The sequence below is a fragment of the Oerskovia paurometabola genome (genome assembly GCF_016907365.1).
GTDB classification, from domain to species: Bacteria; Actinomycetota; Actinomycetes; order Actinomycetales; family Cellulomonadaceae; genus Oerskovia; species Oerskovia paurometabola.
In genome coordinates, this window is record NZ_JAFBBV010000001.1 from 3,587,034 (window position 1) to 3,601,525 (window position 14,492).

Sequence of the window (14,492 nt, forward strand, 5' to 3'; positions counted from 1 at the left end):
GTCCGCCGGGCTGCGACCGACCGGGCGTCGACCAGGTCACGGCGCCCCGGACGTCAGGCCTTGGTGTGGAACTTCCCCTGGGCCGCGAGGAGCCCCTCGGTGAGGACCATCTCGACGGCGTCCGCGGCGTCGTCGAGCAGGAACGGCAGCTCCTTGGCCTCCGCGCCCGAGAAGTTCTTGAGCACGTAGTCCGCGGTGTCCATGCGGCCCGGGGGGCGTCCGACGCCCGCGCGGACGCGCACGTAGTCACGGGTCCCGAGCGCCTTGGTGATGTCGCGCAGGCCGTTGTGACCGCCCTCGCCGCCACCGGACTTGAGCTTGATGTCCCCGAACGGGATGTCCACCTCGTCGTGGACGACGATCACGTGGTCGGGGTCGATCCCGAAGTACTGGGCGAGGCCCGCGACCGGTCCGCCCGACGTGTTCATGTACGTCGAGGGCTTGGCCAGGAGCACCCGGGGCCCGGGGGCCCCGCCCGGCAGCACGCCGAGTCGCGCCTCGGCCACCGCGGCGCGCGCCTTGTGGGCGCTGAACGTCGCACCGGCACGACCGGCCAGGACGTCGAGCACCATGTGGCCGACGTTGTGACGGTTGCCGGCGTAGGTCGGTCCGGGATTCCCGAGCCCGACGACGAGCCACGGCTGGTCGGTCATGTCACCTGGTCCTTCATCGACGTCTGGGGGAACGTTCGAGGCGTCCGGCGCCGTACGGCACCGGACGCCTCGAACGTACGTGTCCTGCGGTCCACCGGCTCAGGTCCGCCGAGGCGGGTCCGAGCCGGGGGACGGTGAGGCTCAGGCCTCGGCGGGAGCCTCGTCGCCTGCCTCGGCGGCCTCGGCCTCTGCCTCGGCAGCGACCTCGCTGCGCGGCTCGGTGATCGCGACGACCGCGAGCTCGGCGTCGCCGTGGAACACGGAGCCCTTGGGCAGCGTGATCTCGCCGGCGCGGACGATGTGCCCGGCCTCGAGGCCCTCGATCGAGACCTCGACGGCCTCCGGCAGGTGCGTGGCCTCGGCCTCGAGGAGCAGCGTCTGCGACTCGACGACGTGGATCGTGCCGGGAGCGGACTCGCCGACGACGTGCACGTTGACCTCGACCTCGACCTTCTCGCCCTTCTTCACGATGAGGAGGTCGATGTGCTCGACGACGTCCTTGACCGGGTCGCGCTGGACGTCCTTGGCGATCGCGAGGACGGGCTTGCCGTCGAGCTCGATCGAGAAGAGGGCGTTGGCCTGCTTGAGGGCCAGCGTCGTCACGTGACCGGGGAGCGCGATGTGGACGGGGTCCGTGCCGTGCCCGTACAGGACGGCAGGAATCTGGGAAGCGCGGCGGATGCGGCGGGCGGCACCCTTGCCGAACTCGGTGCGGGCCTCTGCGACAAGCTTGATCTCGGACACGTGAACTCCTGAAGAACGGTTGCGGGCCGACCACCAGTGGGAAGCGATCGGCTGTCCGGCCGGCTGGTTGGCACCGGAGGACGGGGCGGCTGCGTCGGCGCGGGACACATGACGGGCGCACGAGGACGACCGCCCAGTCGATTACGGGGACCCATCAGGATCCTGCTGACCTTCCGGTGTCTCACCGGCCGTCAGACGTCCCTCGCCGAGGCAACCGAACTACTGTACCCGGGCGCGCCACGTCAAGGGAAACCCGCGAGTGTCGCGGCTCGCGGCTGGACGTGCACTGTCAGGACTGGGCGCCCGCGATGACCACGGTCGTCGTGAGCGCCGCGGTCGTGGCCGTCGTGATCTCCTCGACGTAGCGCCGGGTGGCTCCCGCGGCCCAGCTCCCCTCGGCGAGCTCCTTCGCGCGGCGGTCGATCTCCCGACGGTCCGACGCGGTCAGCTCCGCGCCCGCGGCCATGACCCGGCCGGCCTGCTTCGTGGCCGCGAGGATCGCGACGAGCGCCCCCGTGCGCTCGTCGGGAGCGCCGCCGTCGCGCAGGACGCGGGCGAGGGTGCGCCGCACCTCGCCCTCGTGGCGCGAGTCCGCGGCGGGCCAGCGGGTCGTGGGGAAGATGCCCAGGATGCGGCCCTCCTCGCGGCGCAGCAGACCGCGCGCCACGAGGCCGTCGAGGGCGGCGTCCGCGGGCCTGGACCGCGACAGCACCTCGACCAGGCTCTTGGGCTTGGAGCCCTCCTTCGACTTGACCGTCGCGAGCGCGTCGTCGAGCAACGGGCTCCCGGTCGGCGACTGGTCGCGGACCACGACCCGCCCCGACCGCCATCCCGAGGCGTCCCCCGCGAGGTCGACGCGTCCCTTCAGCGCGAGCTCGACGAGCAGCGCACCGGCCGCCACCTGCTGGAGGTACGAGGCGTCACCGACGGGCCGGCCCGTGACGTCGTCCAGCACGAGCAGGAGGTAGTCCTCGATGATGAGCATGAATCCAACCTAGTGGGGCCACGTCGCCGACCGCCCTGAGAAATGTCACGATCCTGCGGCGATCAGTCCGCCCACGCCCACCGCACGGTCACGCTCGCGTCGACCTGCTCGCTCCCCGGGTCGACCGCCATCGCGTCGAAGGACCCGACCTTGGCGGACATCGCGCGGGGCATCGGCGCGAACCCGCCGCCCTGCTCGCTGACCTCGACGACGGGCCCGAGCGCGCGCCCCGCGAGCGCCGCGTACTGCTCGGCCCTCGCGCGGGCGTCCGCGAACGCCTCCTCGCGAGCCGCGACCGCGAGCGGCCCGGGCTCGCTCACCGCGAACCGCATCGAGTCGAGCCGGGCGACCGGGCCCGCCGCCCCGAGCGCGGCCCGCACGAGCTCCCCCGACGCCAGGACGTCCCGCACGGTGACCCGCAGCGTCAGGCGAGCCGTGACCGCGAGCGTCGTGGCGCCGTCGGGCTGCTGCGAGGACTGCGTCCAGGTGGACGTCTGTGCGGTGCGCAGGTCCTGCGCCGCCACGCCGCCCGCCAGCAGCGCCTCGCGCGCCGCGCGCACCCCCGCGTTCGCGGCGTCGAGGGCCACCTGGACGTCGGCGCCGGACGCCTCGGCGCCGAGCTCGACCACCACGACGTCGGGCACGGCGGACGCGGCCCCCCGCCCCGTGGTGGTGACCCCGGCGAGCGGGTCGAGGGCGGGCTGGGTCGGCTGGGTCGGCTGGGTCGGCTGGGTCACAGCTGACATGCTGCCAGCCCGACGCCGCCGCCGCCCAGGCACAGCGCGCCCCCGAGCGACGGGCCTCCGCCGCGAGCGACCCCGCGCAGGGCCCGGGAACGGCGACGGCCCGCCCCGTCCGACCAGGTCGGTGGGGCGGGCCGTCGCGCGGCGTGGGCCGAGGGCTCAGCTGTTGCCGTCGAACAGCGACGTGACCGAGCCGTCGTCGAAGACCTCGCGGATCGCGCGCGCCAGGAGCGGCGCGATCGACAGGACCGTGAGCTGCGGGAAGTGCTTCTCCGCCGAGATCGGCAGCGTGTCGGTCACGACGACCTCGCTCGCGCCGCACTCGGACAGGCGCTGGGCCGCCGGGTCGGACAGGACACCGTGCGTCGCCGCGACGATGACCGACTTGGCGCCCGCCGCGAGGCAGACCTTGACGGCCTCCGCGATGGTGCCGCCCGTGTCGATCAGGTCGTCGACCAGGACGCAGTCGCGCCCCTCGACGTCACCCACGACGCGGTTCGCGACGGCCTGGTTGGGGCGCGTGATGTCGCGGGTCTTGTGGACGAACGCGAGCGGCCCGCCGCCGAGCTTCGCGGCCCACTGCTCGGCCACGCGGATGCGGCCGGCGTCGGGCGAGACGACCGTGACGTTCGACGTGTCGACCCGCGAGCGGACGTAGTCCGTGAGGATAGGCATGGCCCACAGGTGGTCCACGGGCCCGTCGAAGAAGCCCTGGGTCTGCGCGGCGTGCAGGTCGACGCTCATGAGGCGGTCGGCACCGGCCGTGCGGAACAGGTCCGCGATGAGGCGCGCCGAGATCGGCTCGCGACCGCGGTGCTTCTTGTCCTGGCGGCCGTAGCCGTAGAAGGGCTGGACGACCGTGATGGTCTTGGCCGAGGCACGCTTGGCCGCGTCGACCATGAGCAGCTGCTCCATGATCCACTGGTTGATCGGCGCCGTGTGGCTCTGCAGGAGGAAGATGTCCGCACCGCGGACGCTCTCCCCGAAACGGACGTAGATCTCGCCGTTGGCGAAGTCGTACGCGGTCGTGGGAAGCAGGTCGATGCCCAGCTCCCGCGCGACGTCCTTGGCGAGCTCGGGGTGCGCGCGTCCGGACGCGAGGACGAGGGACTTGTCCCCGTTGCCGGCGATCGTGCTGCTCATCGTGGGGAAGGCCCTTCGTTCGTGCTGCTGGTCGTGGTGCTGGGTCCGTCGGGGACCGTGGGGACACCGGGGCTCGCGGGCGCCGGGGTCGGTCGGGGGGCCGGGGTCGCCGCGGTGGCCTCGGCGAGCTGCGCCTGGGCCTGGGCTCCCAGCGGAGGGGGCGTCTCGCCGTCGTTCTCGTGCGCCCGCGCCGCGGCGTCCGCGGCGGCGGTGCCGGGGCGACGGCGGGCGACCCAGCCGTCGACGTTGCGCTGCGGGGCGCCGCTCACGCCGAGCGCACCGGCCGGCACGTCGCGGCGGATCACGGAACCAGCGGCCGTGTACGCGCCGTCGCCCACCGTGACGGGGGCGACGAACATGTTGTCCGCGCCGGTCCGCGCGTGCGAGCCGATGACCGTGCGGTGCTTGGAGACGCCGTCGTAGTTGACCGTGACGCTCGCGGCACCGATGTTGGTGTGCTCGCCGATGGTCGCGTCCCCCACGTAGGACAGGTGCGGCACCTTGGAGCCGGTGCCGATCGTCGCGTTCTTGGTCTCGACGAACGTGCCGATCTTGCCCTTGGCCCCGAGGTCCGTGCCGGGGCGCAGGTAGGCGAACGGTCCGACGCTCGCGCCGTCACCGACGACCGACAGGCTGCCGTGCGTGCGGGTCACGGTCGCCCCCACACCGACCTCCATGTCGGTGAGCGTCGTGTCGGGGCCGATCGTCGAGCCCGCCCCGATCGACGTCGCGCCGTGGAGCTGGGTGCCCGGCAGCAGCGTGACGTCGTGACCCAGGTCGACGTCCACGTCGACCCACGTCGTCGCCGGGTCGATCACGGTCACGCCCTCGAGCATCCAGCGCGTGAGGAGGCGGCGGTTGAGCTCGGCGCGCAACGTCGCGAGCTGGGCGCGGTCGTTGGCTCCCTCGACGAGCAGCGGGTCGGCGACCTTGAGCGCCCCCACGCGGCCGCCGCCCTCACGGGCGATCTGCAGGACGTCGGTCAGGTAGACCTCGCCCTGCGAGTTCTCCTGGGTGACCTGACGCAGCGCACCGCGCAGGATTCCCGCGTCGAAGACGTAGACCGAGGAGTTGATCTCCCGGATCGCGCGCTGCTCGTCCGTCGCGTCCTTGTGCTCGACGATGGCCAGGACTCCCCCGGCGTCGTCACGGACGATCCGTCCGTACCCCGTCGCGTCGTCGACCTCCGTCGTCAGGACGGTCACGGCGTTGCCGTCCGAGTGGTGCACGTCGAGCAGCCGGGTGAGCGTCGCTGCGTCCAGGAGCGGGATGTCGCCCGCGAGGACCACGACCGACCCGTCGAGGCCTTCGACGGGACCACGTCCCTCGTGCCCGATCGGCACACCGTGCGCGGCCGCCTCGGCCTGCGCCCTGACGTCGAGGGCCTCGACCGCGCACTGCACGGCTCGCCCGGTGCCCGGCACCTCGTCCTGGTCGACCACGAGCGCCGTCGGGACGACCTCGAGCGCTGCGGACGCCACGAGCTCGCGCTCGTGGCGGACCACGACCGCGATGCGCCGAGGGGACAGGTCGCGGGCCGCGACCATCGCGTGGCCGAGCATGCTGCGACCGGCGAGCGTGTGGAGGACCTTCGGGGTCGCGGACCTCATCCGCGTCCCCGCACCAGCGGCGAGGACGATGACTGCGGCGGGCACTGGCGGTGCGTCGGGCACAGCGTCGGTCACTGGGGCTCCCATCGGGTTGGTTGCACGTGCTCCGCCCCCAGGACTCGAACCTGGACTAAAGGCACCAAAAACCCTTGTGCTGCCGATTACACCAAGGCGGAACGGACTGGACACGGCGCACGGTCGGAGGGTGAACCTCCCTCTCGTGCGCACCATCGCTCGTCCGGAGAACAGTCTGCCAGGTCTCGCACGGTGCTCCACGCCCGAACCGGCTCTGGACGTGGAGAAAACGTGTGAGGAGAGAGTCACAGGGCGCCGCACGACATCTCATCCCGGCCCTCGGGGCGACAGGGCACGGCATGATGGTGCCGTGCCCGCAGACTCCAGACGTCCTCCCAGATCCCGTATGACCGCGAGCCAGCGCCGTGAACAGCTCCTCGCGGTGAGCCGCGTCCTGTTCGCCGAGAAGGGCTTCGAGGGGACGAGCGTCGAGGAGATCGCGGCCCGCGCCGAGGTCTCCAAGCCCGTGGTGTACGAGCACTTCGGGGGCAAGGAGGGCATCTACGCCGTCATCGTCGACCGCGAGATCCAGGGCCTGACCAGCGCGCTCACCGGGGCGCTCTCCTCGGGCGGCCACCCCAAGGTGCTGCTCGAGCGCACGGCGCTCGCGCTGCTGACGTACATCGAGACCTCCGAGGACGGGTTCCGGATCCTCGTGCGCGACTCCCCGGTGGCCCAGGCGACGGGGACGTTCTCGAGCCTCATCGGAGACGTCGCGACGCAGGTCGAGCACCTGCTCGCGGACCAGTTCAAGCGGCGGGGCCTGGACCCGCGGGTCTCGCCCATCTACGCGCAGATGCTCGTCGGCATGGTCGCGCTCACGGGGCAGTACTGGCTCGACGTGCGCAGCCCCAAGAAGACCGACGTCGCGGCGCACCTGGTCAACCTCGCGTGGAACGGCCTGTCCGGCATGGAGAAGAAGCCGTCGCTCACGGCCAAGGACCGCACGGACGGCTGACCCGGACCGGCACCCTGGGGCTCGTGCGGAGCCGTACCGCCTCCCGAACCCGTGACATTCCGCCCGTGACGGCGCGCCCCGCCCATGGTTTCGTTGTCACATGGCGACTCTCGAGATCGACAGGCTGAACAAGACGTACGGGACGGTGCGCGCGCTGCGCGACATGTCCTTCACGGTCGGTGCGGGCGAGATCTTCGGCTTCGTCGGCTCGAACGGGGCCGGCAAGACGACCACGATGCGCATCGCGCTCGGGGTGCTCGCCCCCGACTCGGGCGAGGTGCGGTGGGACGGACGGCCGCTCGACCTGGCCATGCGTCGTCGGATCGGCTACATGCCCGAGGAGCGCGGGCTCTACCCGCGGATGAAGGTCGGTGACCAGCTCGTCTACCTGGCCCGCCTGCACGGGCTGAGCCCCGCCGCGGCGCGCACGGCGATGGAGCACTGGACGCAGGTCCTCGGGATCGACTCCCGCCGGGGCGACGAGGTCCAGAAGCTCTCGCTCGGCAACCAGCAGCGCGTGCAGCTCGCCGCCGCGCTCGTGCACGACCCGGACATCCTGGTGCTCGACGAGCCGTTCTCCGGGCTGGACCCCGTCGCGGTCGACGTCATGAGCGGCGTGCTGCGCGACCGCGCCGCCGCGGGCGTACCCGTCGTCTTCTCGTCGCACCAGCTCGACCTGGTCGAGCGGCTGTGCGACCGCGTGGGGATCGTCAAGGCGGGCGAGATGGTCGAGGTCGGCGGGATCGAGGAGCTGCGCGCGACGCAGCGCCCGCAGTGGGTCGTCGACGCCTCGGCGGCGCCGCCCGGCTGGGCGTCCGAGATCCCGGGCGTCCACGTCGTGCGGTACGACGGCGCCAGGACCTTCCTCGAGGTCGACTCGCCCCAGGACGGGGCCGAGCAGGCTGTCCTGCGCGCGGCCCTGGCCACGGGGCCGGTGCGCGAGTTCACGCCGCAGCGCCCCTCCCTGACCGAGCTCTTCCGGCACGTCGTCAGCAGCGACGACGCCGCCGCCACCCGACAGGAGGTCTCGGCATGAGCACCCTGCGACAGCCGACGACGCCCCACTCCCCCGTGAGCACGTGGGGCGCGGTGTCCCTCGTGGCAGGCCGTGAGATCTCGACCCGCATCCGGTCGAAGGCGTTCGTCTGGACCACCGTGGCGCTGCTCGTGGGCGTGGTGCTCGGCGGGTTCCTGCTGAGCCTCGTGGGCGACCAGGGCCCCGCCGTCCAGAAGGTCGGCGTCACGTCGGAGGTCGAGGCCCTGGGGTCCCAGCTCACGGCAGCGGGCGAGGCCGTCGGGACCGAGATCCAGGTCAGCGAGGTCTCGGAGCCCGAGGGACGGACGCAGCTCGCCGACGGCGACCTCGACGCCCTGGTCACCGGTACCCCCGAGTCGTTCACGGTCGTCGTGAAGGAGGAGCTGGGCACCACCTTGACGCCCGTCTTCACGGGCCTCGCGCAGCAGGCGGCCCTGGCGGGGGCGATCAGCGACCTGGGCGGCGACCCGTCCGCCGTCGCGCAGGAGATCGCCTCTGCCGCACCCACGGTCGAGACGCTCGAACCCACCGAGGTGCGCGACCCCGCCCAGATCGTCACGGGCATGGTGGGCGGCATCCTCATCTTCATCGCGCTCATGACGTGCGGGCAGCTCGTGGCTCAGGGCGTCGTGGAGGAGAAGACGAGCCGTGTGGTCGAGCTGCTGCTCGCGACGATCCGGCCCTGGCAGCTCATGGCGGGCAAGGTCCTGGGCATCGGCGCGATCGGTCTGATCCAGCTCGTGGTCGTGGTCGGGGGCGGTGTCGGGACGGCGTTCGCCCTGGGGCTGGTCGACGCGAGCAGCGTGAACCTCGGGGCGACCGCGGCCTGGGTGCTCGTGTGGTTCGTGATCGGGTTCGTCATGTACTCGCTCGCGCTGGCCGCGCTCGCCGCCCTGGTCTCGCGCCAGGAGGACGTGGGCTCGGTCATCACACCGGTCCTGATGCTCATGATGATCCCGTACATCATCGGGATCTCGATCGGCCCGTGGGACCCCGAGAACCCGCTGGTCGTGTGGCTGTCGTACATCCCGTTCTGCTCGCCGCTGCTCATGCCGATCCGCATCGCGCTGGGCACGGTCGAGACGTGGGAGATCCTCCTCGCCGTCGGGCTCTCGCTCGCGCTCGTGCCGGTCCTGGTGTGGCTCGCGGGCAAGATCTACTCGAACGCGGTGCTCCGCACGGGCGGTCGGGTCAGGCTCAAGGACGCCCTGCGCGCGAGCTGACGGCGGGTTCTCCGGGCCACGGAGGGCACGCCTCGGCCGTCAAGACTCTTGATGTCGAGGAACATCGAGTAGCCTCACGTCATGCAGCACCCGCACCCGGACGAGGTCGACCGCATCGTCGACGCCTGGCAGCGCGAGCGTCCGGACCTGGACGTCGAGCCGCTCACCGTGTTCTCGCGCGTCAGCCGGCTGGCCCGGCACCTGGACCTCGCGCGCCGCAGCGCGTTCGCGCGCGGGCACCTGGAGACGTGGGAGTTCGACGTCCTGTCGGCGCTGCGCCGCGCGGGCGAGCCGTACCGCCTGTCCCCCGGAGCGCTCATCACGCAGACGCTCGTCACGAGCGGCACCATGACGAACCGGATCGACCGCCTCGAGGCCCGCGGCCTGGTGCAGCGGCACCGCTCGCCCGACGACCGGCGAGGAGTGCTCGTCGAGCTCACCCCCGAGGGCCTGGAACGCGTCGACGCCGCCATGAGCGACCTCCTGGCCGTCGAGCGCGAGGTCCTCGCAGCGCTCGACCCCGCTGACCGGCTCCACCTCGCGAACCTGCTCCGCACGGTCATCGGGCAGTTCGAGGCCTGATCGCGCGACCGCACGGGCAGGGCTCGTGCGAGCCCTGCCCGTGCGGTCCGTCAGTCGAGCAGCTCGGCCGCTTCCATCCACTCGGCCTCGAGCGTGTCCTTCTCGGCAGCGAGCTCGCGGAGCTGCTTGTCGAGGTCGGTGACCGCGGCGTGGTCCGTCGCCTGGGCGGCCATCTTGTCGTGCAGGCGCGCCTCGAGCTCGGCGATCTTCGACAGGCGCCGCTCGATGCGCCCGATCTCCTTCTTCGCGGCCCGCACGTCCGCCCCGGACGGGGCCGCCTGAGCGGTCGCGTCACCCGCGGCACCGGTGCTCCCCGTGCCCGACGACGCCGCACCGGCCCCGGAGCCCGTCGCGCCGGCACGCGTCCCGGCGACGGCCGCCGCCATCGCGGCCTTGCGCAGCGCGAGGTACTCCTCGACCCCGCCCGGCAGGTCGCGGATGGTCCCGTCCCCGAGCAGCGCGACCTCTCGGTCGCAGACCCGCTCGAGCAGATAGCGGTCGTGCGAGACCACGACGAGCGTGCCGGGCCATCCGTCGAGCAGGTCCTCGATGGCCGCGAGCGTGTCGGTGTCGAGGTCGTTGGTGGGCTCGTCGAGCAGCAGCACGTTGGGCTCGCCGACCAGCAGGCGCAGGAGCTGGAGCCGGCGACGCTCGCCACCCGACAGGTCGCGGACGAGCGTCTGCGAGCGCTCGCGGGTGAACCCGAGGCGCTCGACGAGCTGGGCCGCCGTGAGCTCCTTGCCGTCGACCGCGACCGTGCGCTTCTCCTGCTCGATGACCTCCACGACGCGCAGGCCGCCGATCTGGTCGAGCTCCTCGACGTCCTGCGTCAGCTCGGCGACGTGGATCGTCTTGCCCCGCTTGACCGTGCCCTGCGTGGGGGCGAGCCGGCCGGCCAGCAGGCGCAGGAGCGTCGTCTTGCCCGCACCGTTGACCCCGACCACGCCGTAACGGTCGCCCGGACCGAGGCGCCAGGTGACGTCGTCGAACAGGACCTTTTCCGCGGAATCAGGATCCCCGTCGCGCGCCGGCATGCGCACCGTGACGCCCTCGAGGTCCAGCACGTCTTTGCCCAGACGGCGCGTGGCCATGCGCGTGAGCTCGAGCGTGTCACGGGGGTCCGGCTCGTCGGCGATGAGCGCGGCCGCGGCGTCGAGGCGGAACTTGGGCTTGGACGTCCGCGCCGGGGCTCCGCGGCGCAGCCACGCGAGCTCCTTGCGGAGCAGGTTGTTGCGCTTCTCGGCCGTGACGGCCGCGGTGCGCGCCCGCTCCGCACGGGCCAGGACGTACGCGGCGTACCCGCCCTCGTACCCCTCGACCGCGCCCGAGCCGTCGCCCGTGACCTCCCACATGCGCGTGCAGACCGCGTCGAGGAACCAGCGGTCGTGCGTCACGACGACGAGCGCCCCCCTGGCCCCCGGACGGTCGTAGCGCGCCTGGAGGTGCTCGGCGAGCCACGCGACGCCCTCGACGTCGAGGTGGTTGGTGGGCTCGTCGAGGAACAGCACGTCGTGCTCCGCGACCAGCAGGGCCGCGAGCGCCACCCGGCGGCGCTGGCCACCCGACAGGGTCGACGCCGGTGCGTCCAGGTCCAGGTCGGCGAGGAGCCCCGCGTGGACCGCACGGATGCCCGCGTCGCCGGCCCACGTGTGCTCGGCCGACTCGCCGTGGACCAGGTCGCGGATCGACGTGCCCTCGGGCGACTCGTCGCGCTGGTCGAGCATCCCGATCCGCAGCCCGCCCACCCGGGTGACGCGTCCGGCGTCGGGCGTCGCGGTCCCCGCGAGAAGGCGCAGCAGCGTGGACTTGCCCGCACCGTTGGGGCCGACGACGCCCACGCGGTCGCCGTCGTCGAGGCCCAGGCTGACGCCGTCGAGGAGGGTGCGGGTGCCGACGACGAGGCGGATGTCGTCGGCGCCGAGGAGGTGTGCCATGAAGTCCTTCGAGTTGCTCGGGGGCGTCGGCCCGCCGCGCTCACGCGGCTCCGCCGACGCACGGTGCTCCAGCGAGGATACGCGCCGGGCCGAGGTCAGCGGGCGGACGGACCGTCGTCCTCGACGGTCGCCAGGGGCTCGCGCGCCGTCTTGGCCCAGCCCGTGCGGCCCGCGACCTGACGGAACAGCGCACGCAGGACCACCGGGAACAGGATCCACGAGTACAGCACGTAGGGCACGACCGCCACGACCGCCACCAGGAGGCCGACCACGCCGTTCCCCCGCCTCGCGAGCCCGACGAACCCCGGCCCGAACGAGAGCCCGAGGAAGAACACGACGACCGGCCAGAAGAGCGAGTAGAACGGCACGTGCTCGACCCCCAGCAGGAGCAGGGACAGGAGGAGCCCGAAGCCCATCGCTGTCTGCAGGACCGGCGTCAAGAGGTAGTAGAGCTGATCCAGCCGCGCCCAGACCGACACCGGGGCGGTCAGCGCCGAACCGAGCAGGTCGAGCGCCTGCCAGCCGCCCTGTGCCCAGCGGGTCCGCTGTCGGACCAGGCGATGGAGCCCCGACACCCCCTGCTGCTCGATCTGCGTCTCGACCGTCTGCTCGCCGCGCCATCCCGCGTGGACCAGACGCACCCCCAGGTCCTGGTCCTCCGTCAGGCGGTCCCGCCACGGACCGCGCACCACACCGGGCGGCATCCCGTCGTCGGTCACGACGTCGTCGAGGGCCGAGAGACGGTTGAACTGGCCGTTCCCGCCCATGTTCGCGGTCCCCCAGCGCCCCCTCGCGAGCTGGTACACGAGCCCGAAGACTCCGAACTCGACGTCCTGGGCCCAGGTGAGCACCGACCGCCGGTTGTAGATGCGCACCAGCACCTGGACCCCGCCCACCCGTTCGTCGGCGAAGTGCCCGGCCAGGACCGCCGGGGCCGTGGCGGCAAGACGACCGTCCGCATCCACGATCCCGACGACGACCCTCGAGGAGTCCCAGCCGTCGAACGGGCGGCCCGGAGCGAGCAGGTCGCGGTGGAGGTACGACCACGCGTCGTCGAGCACCGCGGACTTGCCCCGGCGCGCGTTCGGCGGCACCCGGCGCAGCACGCGCAGGTCCTCGATCGCGAGGTCGGAGAGGATCTCCGCGGTCCGGTCGGTCGAGCCGTCGTCCACGACCACGATCACCCGGTGCGTCGCGGTGACCGCCGCGAGCCGGGTCACGCTGTCCCGGATCGTGACCTCCTCGTCGAGCGCCGGCACGACGAAGACCCACAGGAAGTCAGACTCTCCGGCGTCCTGCCGCCGACCGGCCACCCTCGCACGCCTGGCCAGCGCACGCTCCTGGGCCCAGGCAGTCACCGCGAGGACCAGGACCCACACGAACGAGGACACCGTGACGACGAGGAGCACCCAGAACACGACCTGGACGACCGCCGGCAGTCCCGCGTACGGGTCCCACCAACGGAGGTCGTCGGTCACCTGACCACGTCCTCGGGGAGCGGGGTGTCGACGTCCGGGATGGGCGAGCCCGGCGACGGGTCGACGAGCCCACGGCCCGGACGCGACGCCTCCTGGGCCGTCGGCTCCCGCTCGTACCCCGCCCAGTCGAGGACGACGCCACGGGAGAAGCCCGCACCGTACGGGACGGGCGCCGGGTCGTCGAAGAGCAGGTGGTCCATCGCCTCGACGATCCGTCGGGCCGCGTGACCGTCCCCGTAGGGGTTCGTCCGGTGCGTCACCTCCAGGAAGTAGGCCCGGTCGTCGAGGAGGCGACGCGCGGCGGCCACGATGCGGTCCGGGTCCGTCCCGACGAGCTCGAGCGTCCCTGCGTCGACCCCCTCGGTCCGCTCGGTGCTCTCGCGCGTCACGAGGACGGCGGTCCCCAGCGCCGGTGCCTCCTCCTGGATACCTCCCGAGTCCGTGATCGCGATGTCTGCCCTGCCCAGCAGGCGGGCGAACGCGGAGTAGCCCATCGGCGCCACGAGGTCGACGTTCGGGACGTCCTCGAGAAGGGGCCGCAAGGTCCCGGCGACCGCAGGGTTCGGATGGAGCGGGAGGACGAACCGCACGTCCGGATACTCCCCGGCCAGCCGCGCGATCGCCAGGCCGACGCGCTCGAGGCCCTCGCCCCAGCTCTCGCGCCGGTGGGCCGTGACGACGACCACGCGAGTGGTCGAGTCGTCCTCGAGGTCCGCGAGCTGGGGCACGCCGTAGGGCGGGCAGAGGCCCGCCGCGAGCTGGAGGGCGTCGATCGCGGTGTTGCCCGTGACGAAGACCCGCTGGATGTCGATCCCCTCCGCGACCAGGTTGCCCTTGGCCACGTCGGTCGGCGCGAGGTGGAACGACGCGATCCTGGCGATGAGCTGTCGGTTGAGCTCCTCGGGGAACGGCGAGAGGGTGGACGACGTCCGCATACCGGCTTCGACGTGCCCGACGGGGATCCGCAGGTGGAACGCCGCGAGCGCGGCCGCCGCGGCGGTCGTCGTGTCCCCGTGGACCAGGCACGCGAACGGGTAGCGGTCGATGTCGCGTCCGACGACGCTCGACGAGGGCGGACCGAAGCGCTCCGCGCAGAACCGTTCGAGCCGTTCGAGGACCTCGGCGAACAGCTCGTTGAGCGTGATGCCCGGGCGACCGATCGCCAGGTCCGCGTCGACCTCGACACCGGCCAGCCGCAGGACGTCGGCGACGAGCCCCGGATGCTGCCCGGTGGCGACGACGACCTGCTCGATCCGTTCGTGCTCGCGCAGCGCCTGGACGACAGGGAGCATCTTGATGGCCTCGGGCGCGTCCCGACGACCACCAGG

13 protein-coding genes and 1 tRNA gene are annotated in these 14,492 nt (G+C 72.6%); 4 read left to right on the plus strand and 10 right to left on the minus strand.

What is annotated here, in order from left to right:
- Window positions 1-53: 53 nt before the first annotated feature.
- The 7 genes from pth to JOD48_RS16045 all read right to left on the minus strand — a co-directional run bounded on the left by pth (window position 54) and on the right by JOD48_RS16045 (window position 6,054).
- Window positions 54-653: an aminoacyl-tRNA hydrolase gene (pth, locus tag JOD48_RS16015; RefSeq protein ID WP_138823097.1), complete on the minus strand. Its 600-nt coding sequence runs from the start codon at window positions 651-653 to the stop codon at window positions 54-56.
- A gap of 141 nt (window positions 654-794) precedes the next feature.
- A complete protein-coding gene (locus JOD48_RS16020) occupies window positions 795-1,397 on the minus strand; it encodes a 50S ribosomal protein L25/general stress protein Ctc (protein ID WP_204809775.1) in 603 nt (200 codons plus the stop codon).
- Window positions 1,398-1,686: 289 nt separating this feature from the next.
- The gene (locus JOD48_RS16025) at window positions 1,687-2,382 is read right to left on the minus strand and encodes a GOLPH3/VPS74 family protein (protein ID WP_204809776.1); all 696 of its coding nucleotides are present in this window, start codon (window positions 2,380-2,382) and stop codon (window positions 1,687-1,689) included.
- A 62-nt stretch (window positions 2,383-2,444) separates the two neighbouring features.
- Window positions 2,445-3,119: an SIMPL domain-containing protein gene (locus JOD48_RS16030; RefSeq protein WP_204809777.1), complete on the minus strand. Its 675-nt coding sequence runs from the start codon at window positions 3,117-3,119 to the stop codon at window positions 2,445-2,447.
- Window positions 3,120-3,284: 165 nt separating this feature from the next.
- Entirely contained in the window at window positions 3,285-4,268 is a 984-nt protein-coding gene (locus JOD48_RS16035) for a ribose-phosphate diphosphokinase (protein WP_138823089.1), read from the minus strand.
- The gene (glmU, locus tag JOD48_RS16040) at window positions 4,265-5,965 is read right to left on the minus strand and encodes a bifunctional UDP-N-acetylglucosamine diphosphorylase/glucosamine-1-phosphate N-acetyltransferase GlmU (protein ID WP_204809778.1); all 1,701 of its coding nucleotides are present in this window, start codon (window positions 5,963-5,965) and stop codon (window positions 4,265-4,267) included. Before glmU ends, JOD48_RS16035 begins: the two co-directional genes overlap by 4 nt.
- Window positions 5,966-5,982: 17 nt before the next feature.
- A tRNA-Gln gene (locus tag JOD48_RS16045) sits at window positions 5,983-6,054 on the minus strand.
- Window positions 6,055-6,299: 245 nt separating this feature from the next.
- Between JOD48_RS16045 and JOD48_RS16050 the strand changes: the two genes are divergently transcribed.
- The 4 genes from JOD48_RS16050 (at window position 6,300) to JOD48_RS16065 (ending at window position 9,752) form a co-directional block, all read left to right on the plus strand.
- Complete coding sequence (locus JOD48_RS16050; RefSeq protein ID WP_191791028.1) at window positions 6,300-6,911, plus strand: TetR/AcrR family transcriptional regulator; 612 nt, start codon at window positions 6,300-6,302, stop codon at window positions 6,909-6,911.
- A 100-nt stretch (window positions 6,912-7,011) separates the two neighbouring features.
- Window positions 7,012-7,947 carry an ABC transporter ATP-binding protein gene (locus JOD48_RS16055; RefSeq protein ID WP_204809779.1) on the plus strand — a complete coding sequence of 312 codons (936 nt, stop codon included), beginning with the start codon at window positions 7,012-7,014 and terminating at the stop codon, window positions 7,945-7,947.
- Window positions 7,944-9,170 (plus strand): ABC transporter permease, encoded by a 1,227-nt coding sequence (locus JOD48_RS16060; protein WP_191791030.1) that lies wholly within the window; start codon window positions 7,944-7,946, stop codon window positions 9,168-9,170. Before JOD48_RS16055 ends, JOD48_RS16060 begins: the two co-directional genes overlap by 4 nt.
- 81 nt (window positions 9,171-9,251) lie before the next feature.
- The gene (locus JOD48_RS16065; protein ID WP_191791031.1) at window positions 9,252-9,752 is read left to right on the plus strand and encodes a MarR family winged helix-turn-helix transcriptional regulator; all 501 of its coding nucleotides are present in this window, start codon (window positions 9,252-9,254) and stop codon (window positions 9,750-9,752) included.
- A 50-nt stretch (window positions 9,753-9,802) separates the two neighbouring features.
- Here JOD48_RS16065 and JOD48_RS16070 read toward each other — a convergent pair whose 3' ends face one another.
- The 3 genes from JOD48_RS16070 to wecB form a co-directional block, all read right to left on the minus strand.
- Window positions 9,803-11,686, minus strand: a complete 1,884-nt coding sequence (locus JOD48_RS16070; protein ID WP_191791032.1) for an ABC-F family ATP-binding cassette domain-containing protein — start codon at window positions 11,684-11,686, stop codon at window positions 9,803-9,805.
- 95 nt (window positions 11,687-11,781) lie between these two features.
- Entirely contained in the window at window positions 11,782-13,164 is a 1,383-nt protein-coding gene (locus JOD48_RS16075) for a glycosyltransferase family 2 protein (RefSeq protein WP_191791033.1), read from the minus strand.
- The gene (wecB, locus tag JOD48_RS16080; RefSeq protein ID WP_372440803.1) at window positions 13,161-14,462 is read right to left on the minus strand and encodes a non-hydrolyzing UDP-N-acetylglucosamine 2-epimerase; all 1,302 of its coding nucleotides are present in this window, start codon (window positions 14,460-14,462) and stop codon (window positions 13,161-13,163) included. Before wecB ends, JOD48_RS16075 begins: the two co-directional genes overlap by 4 nt.
- Window positions 14,463-14,492: the final 30 nt, after the last annotated feature.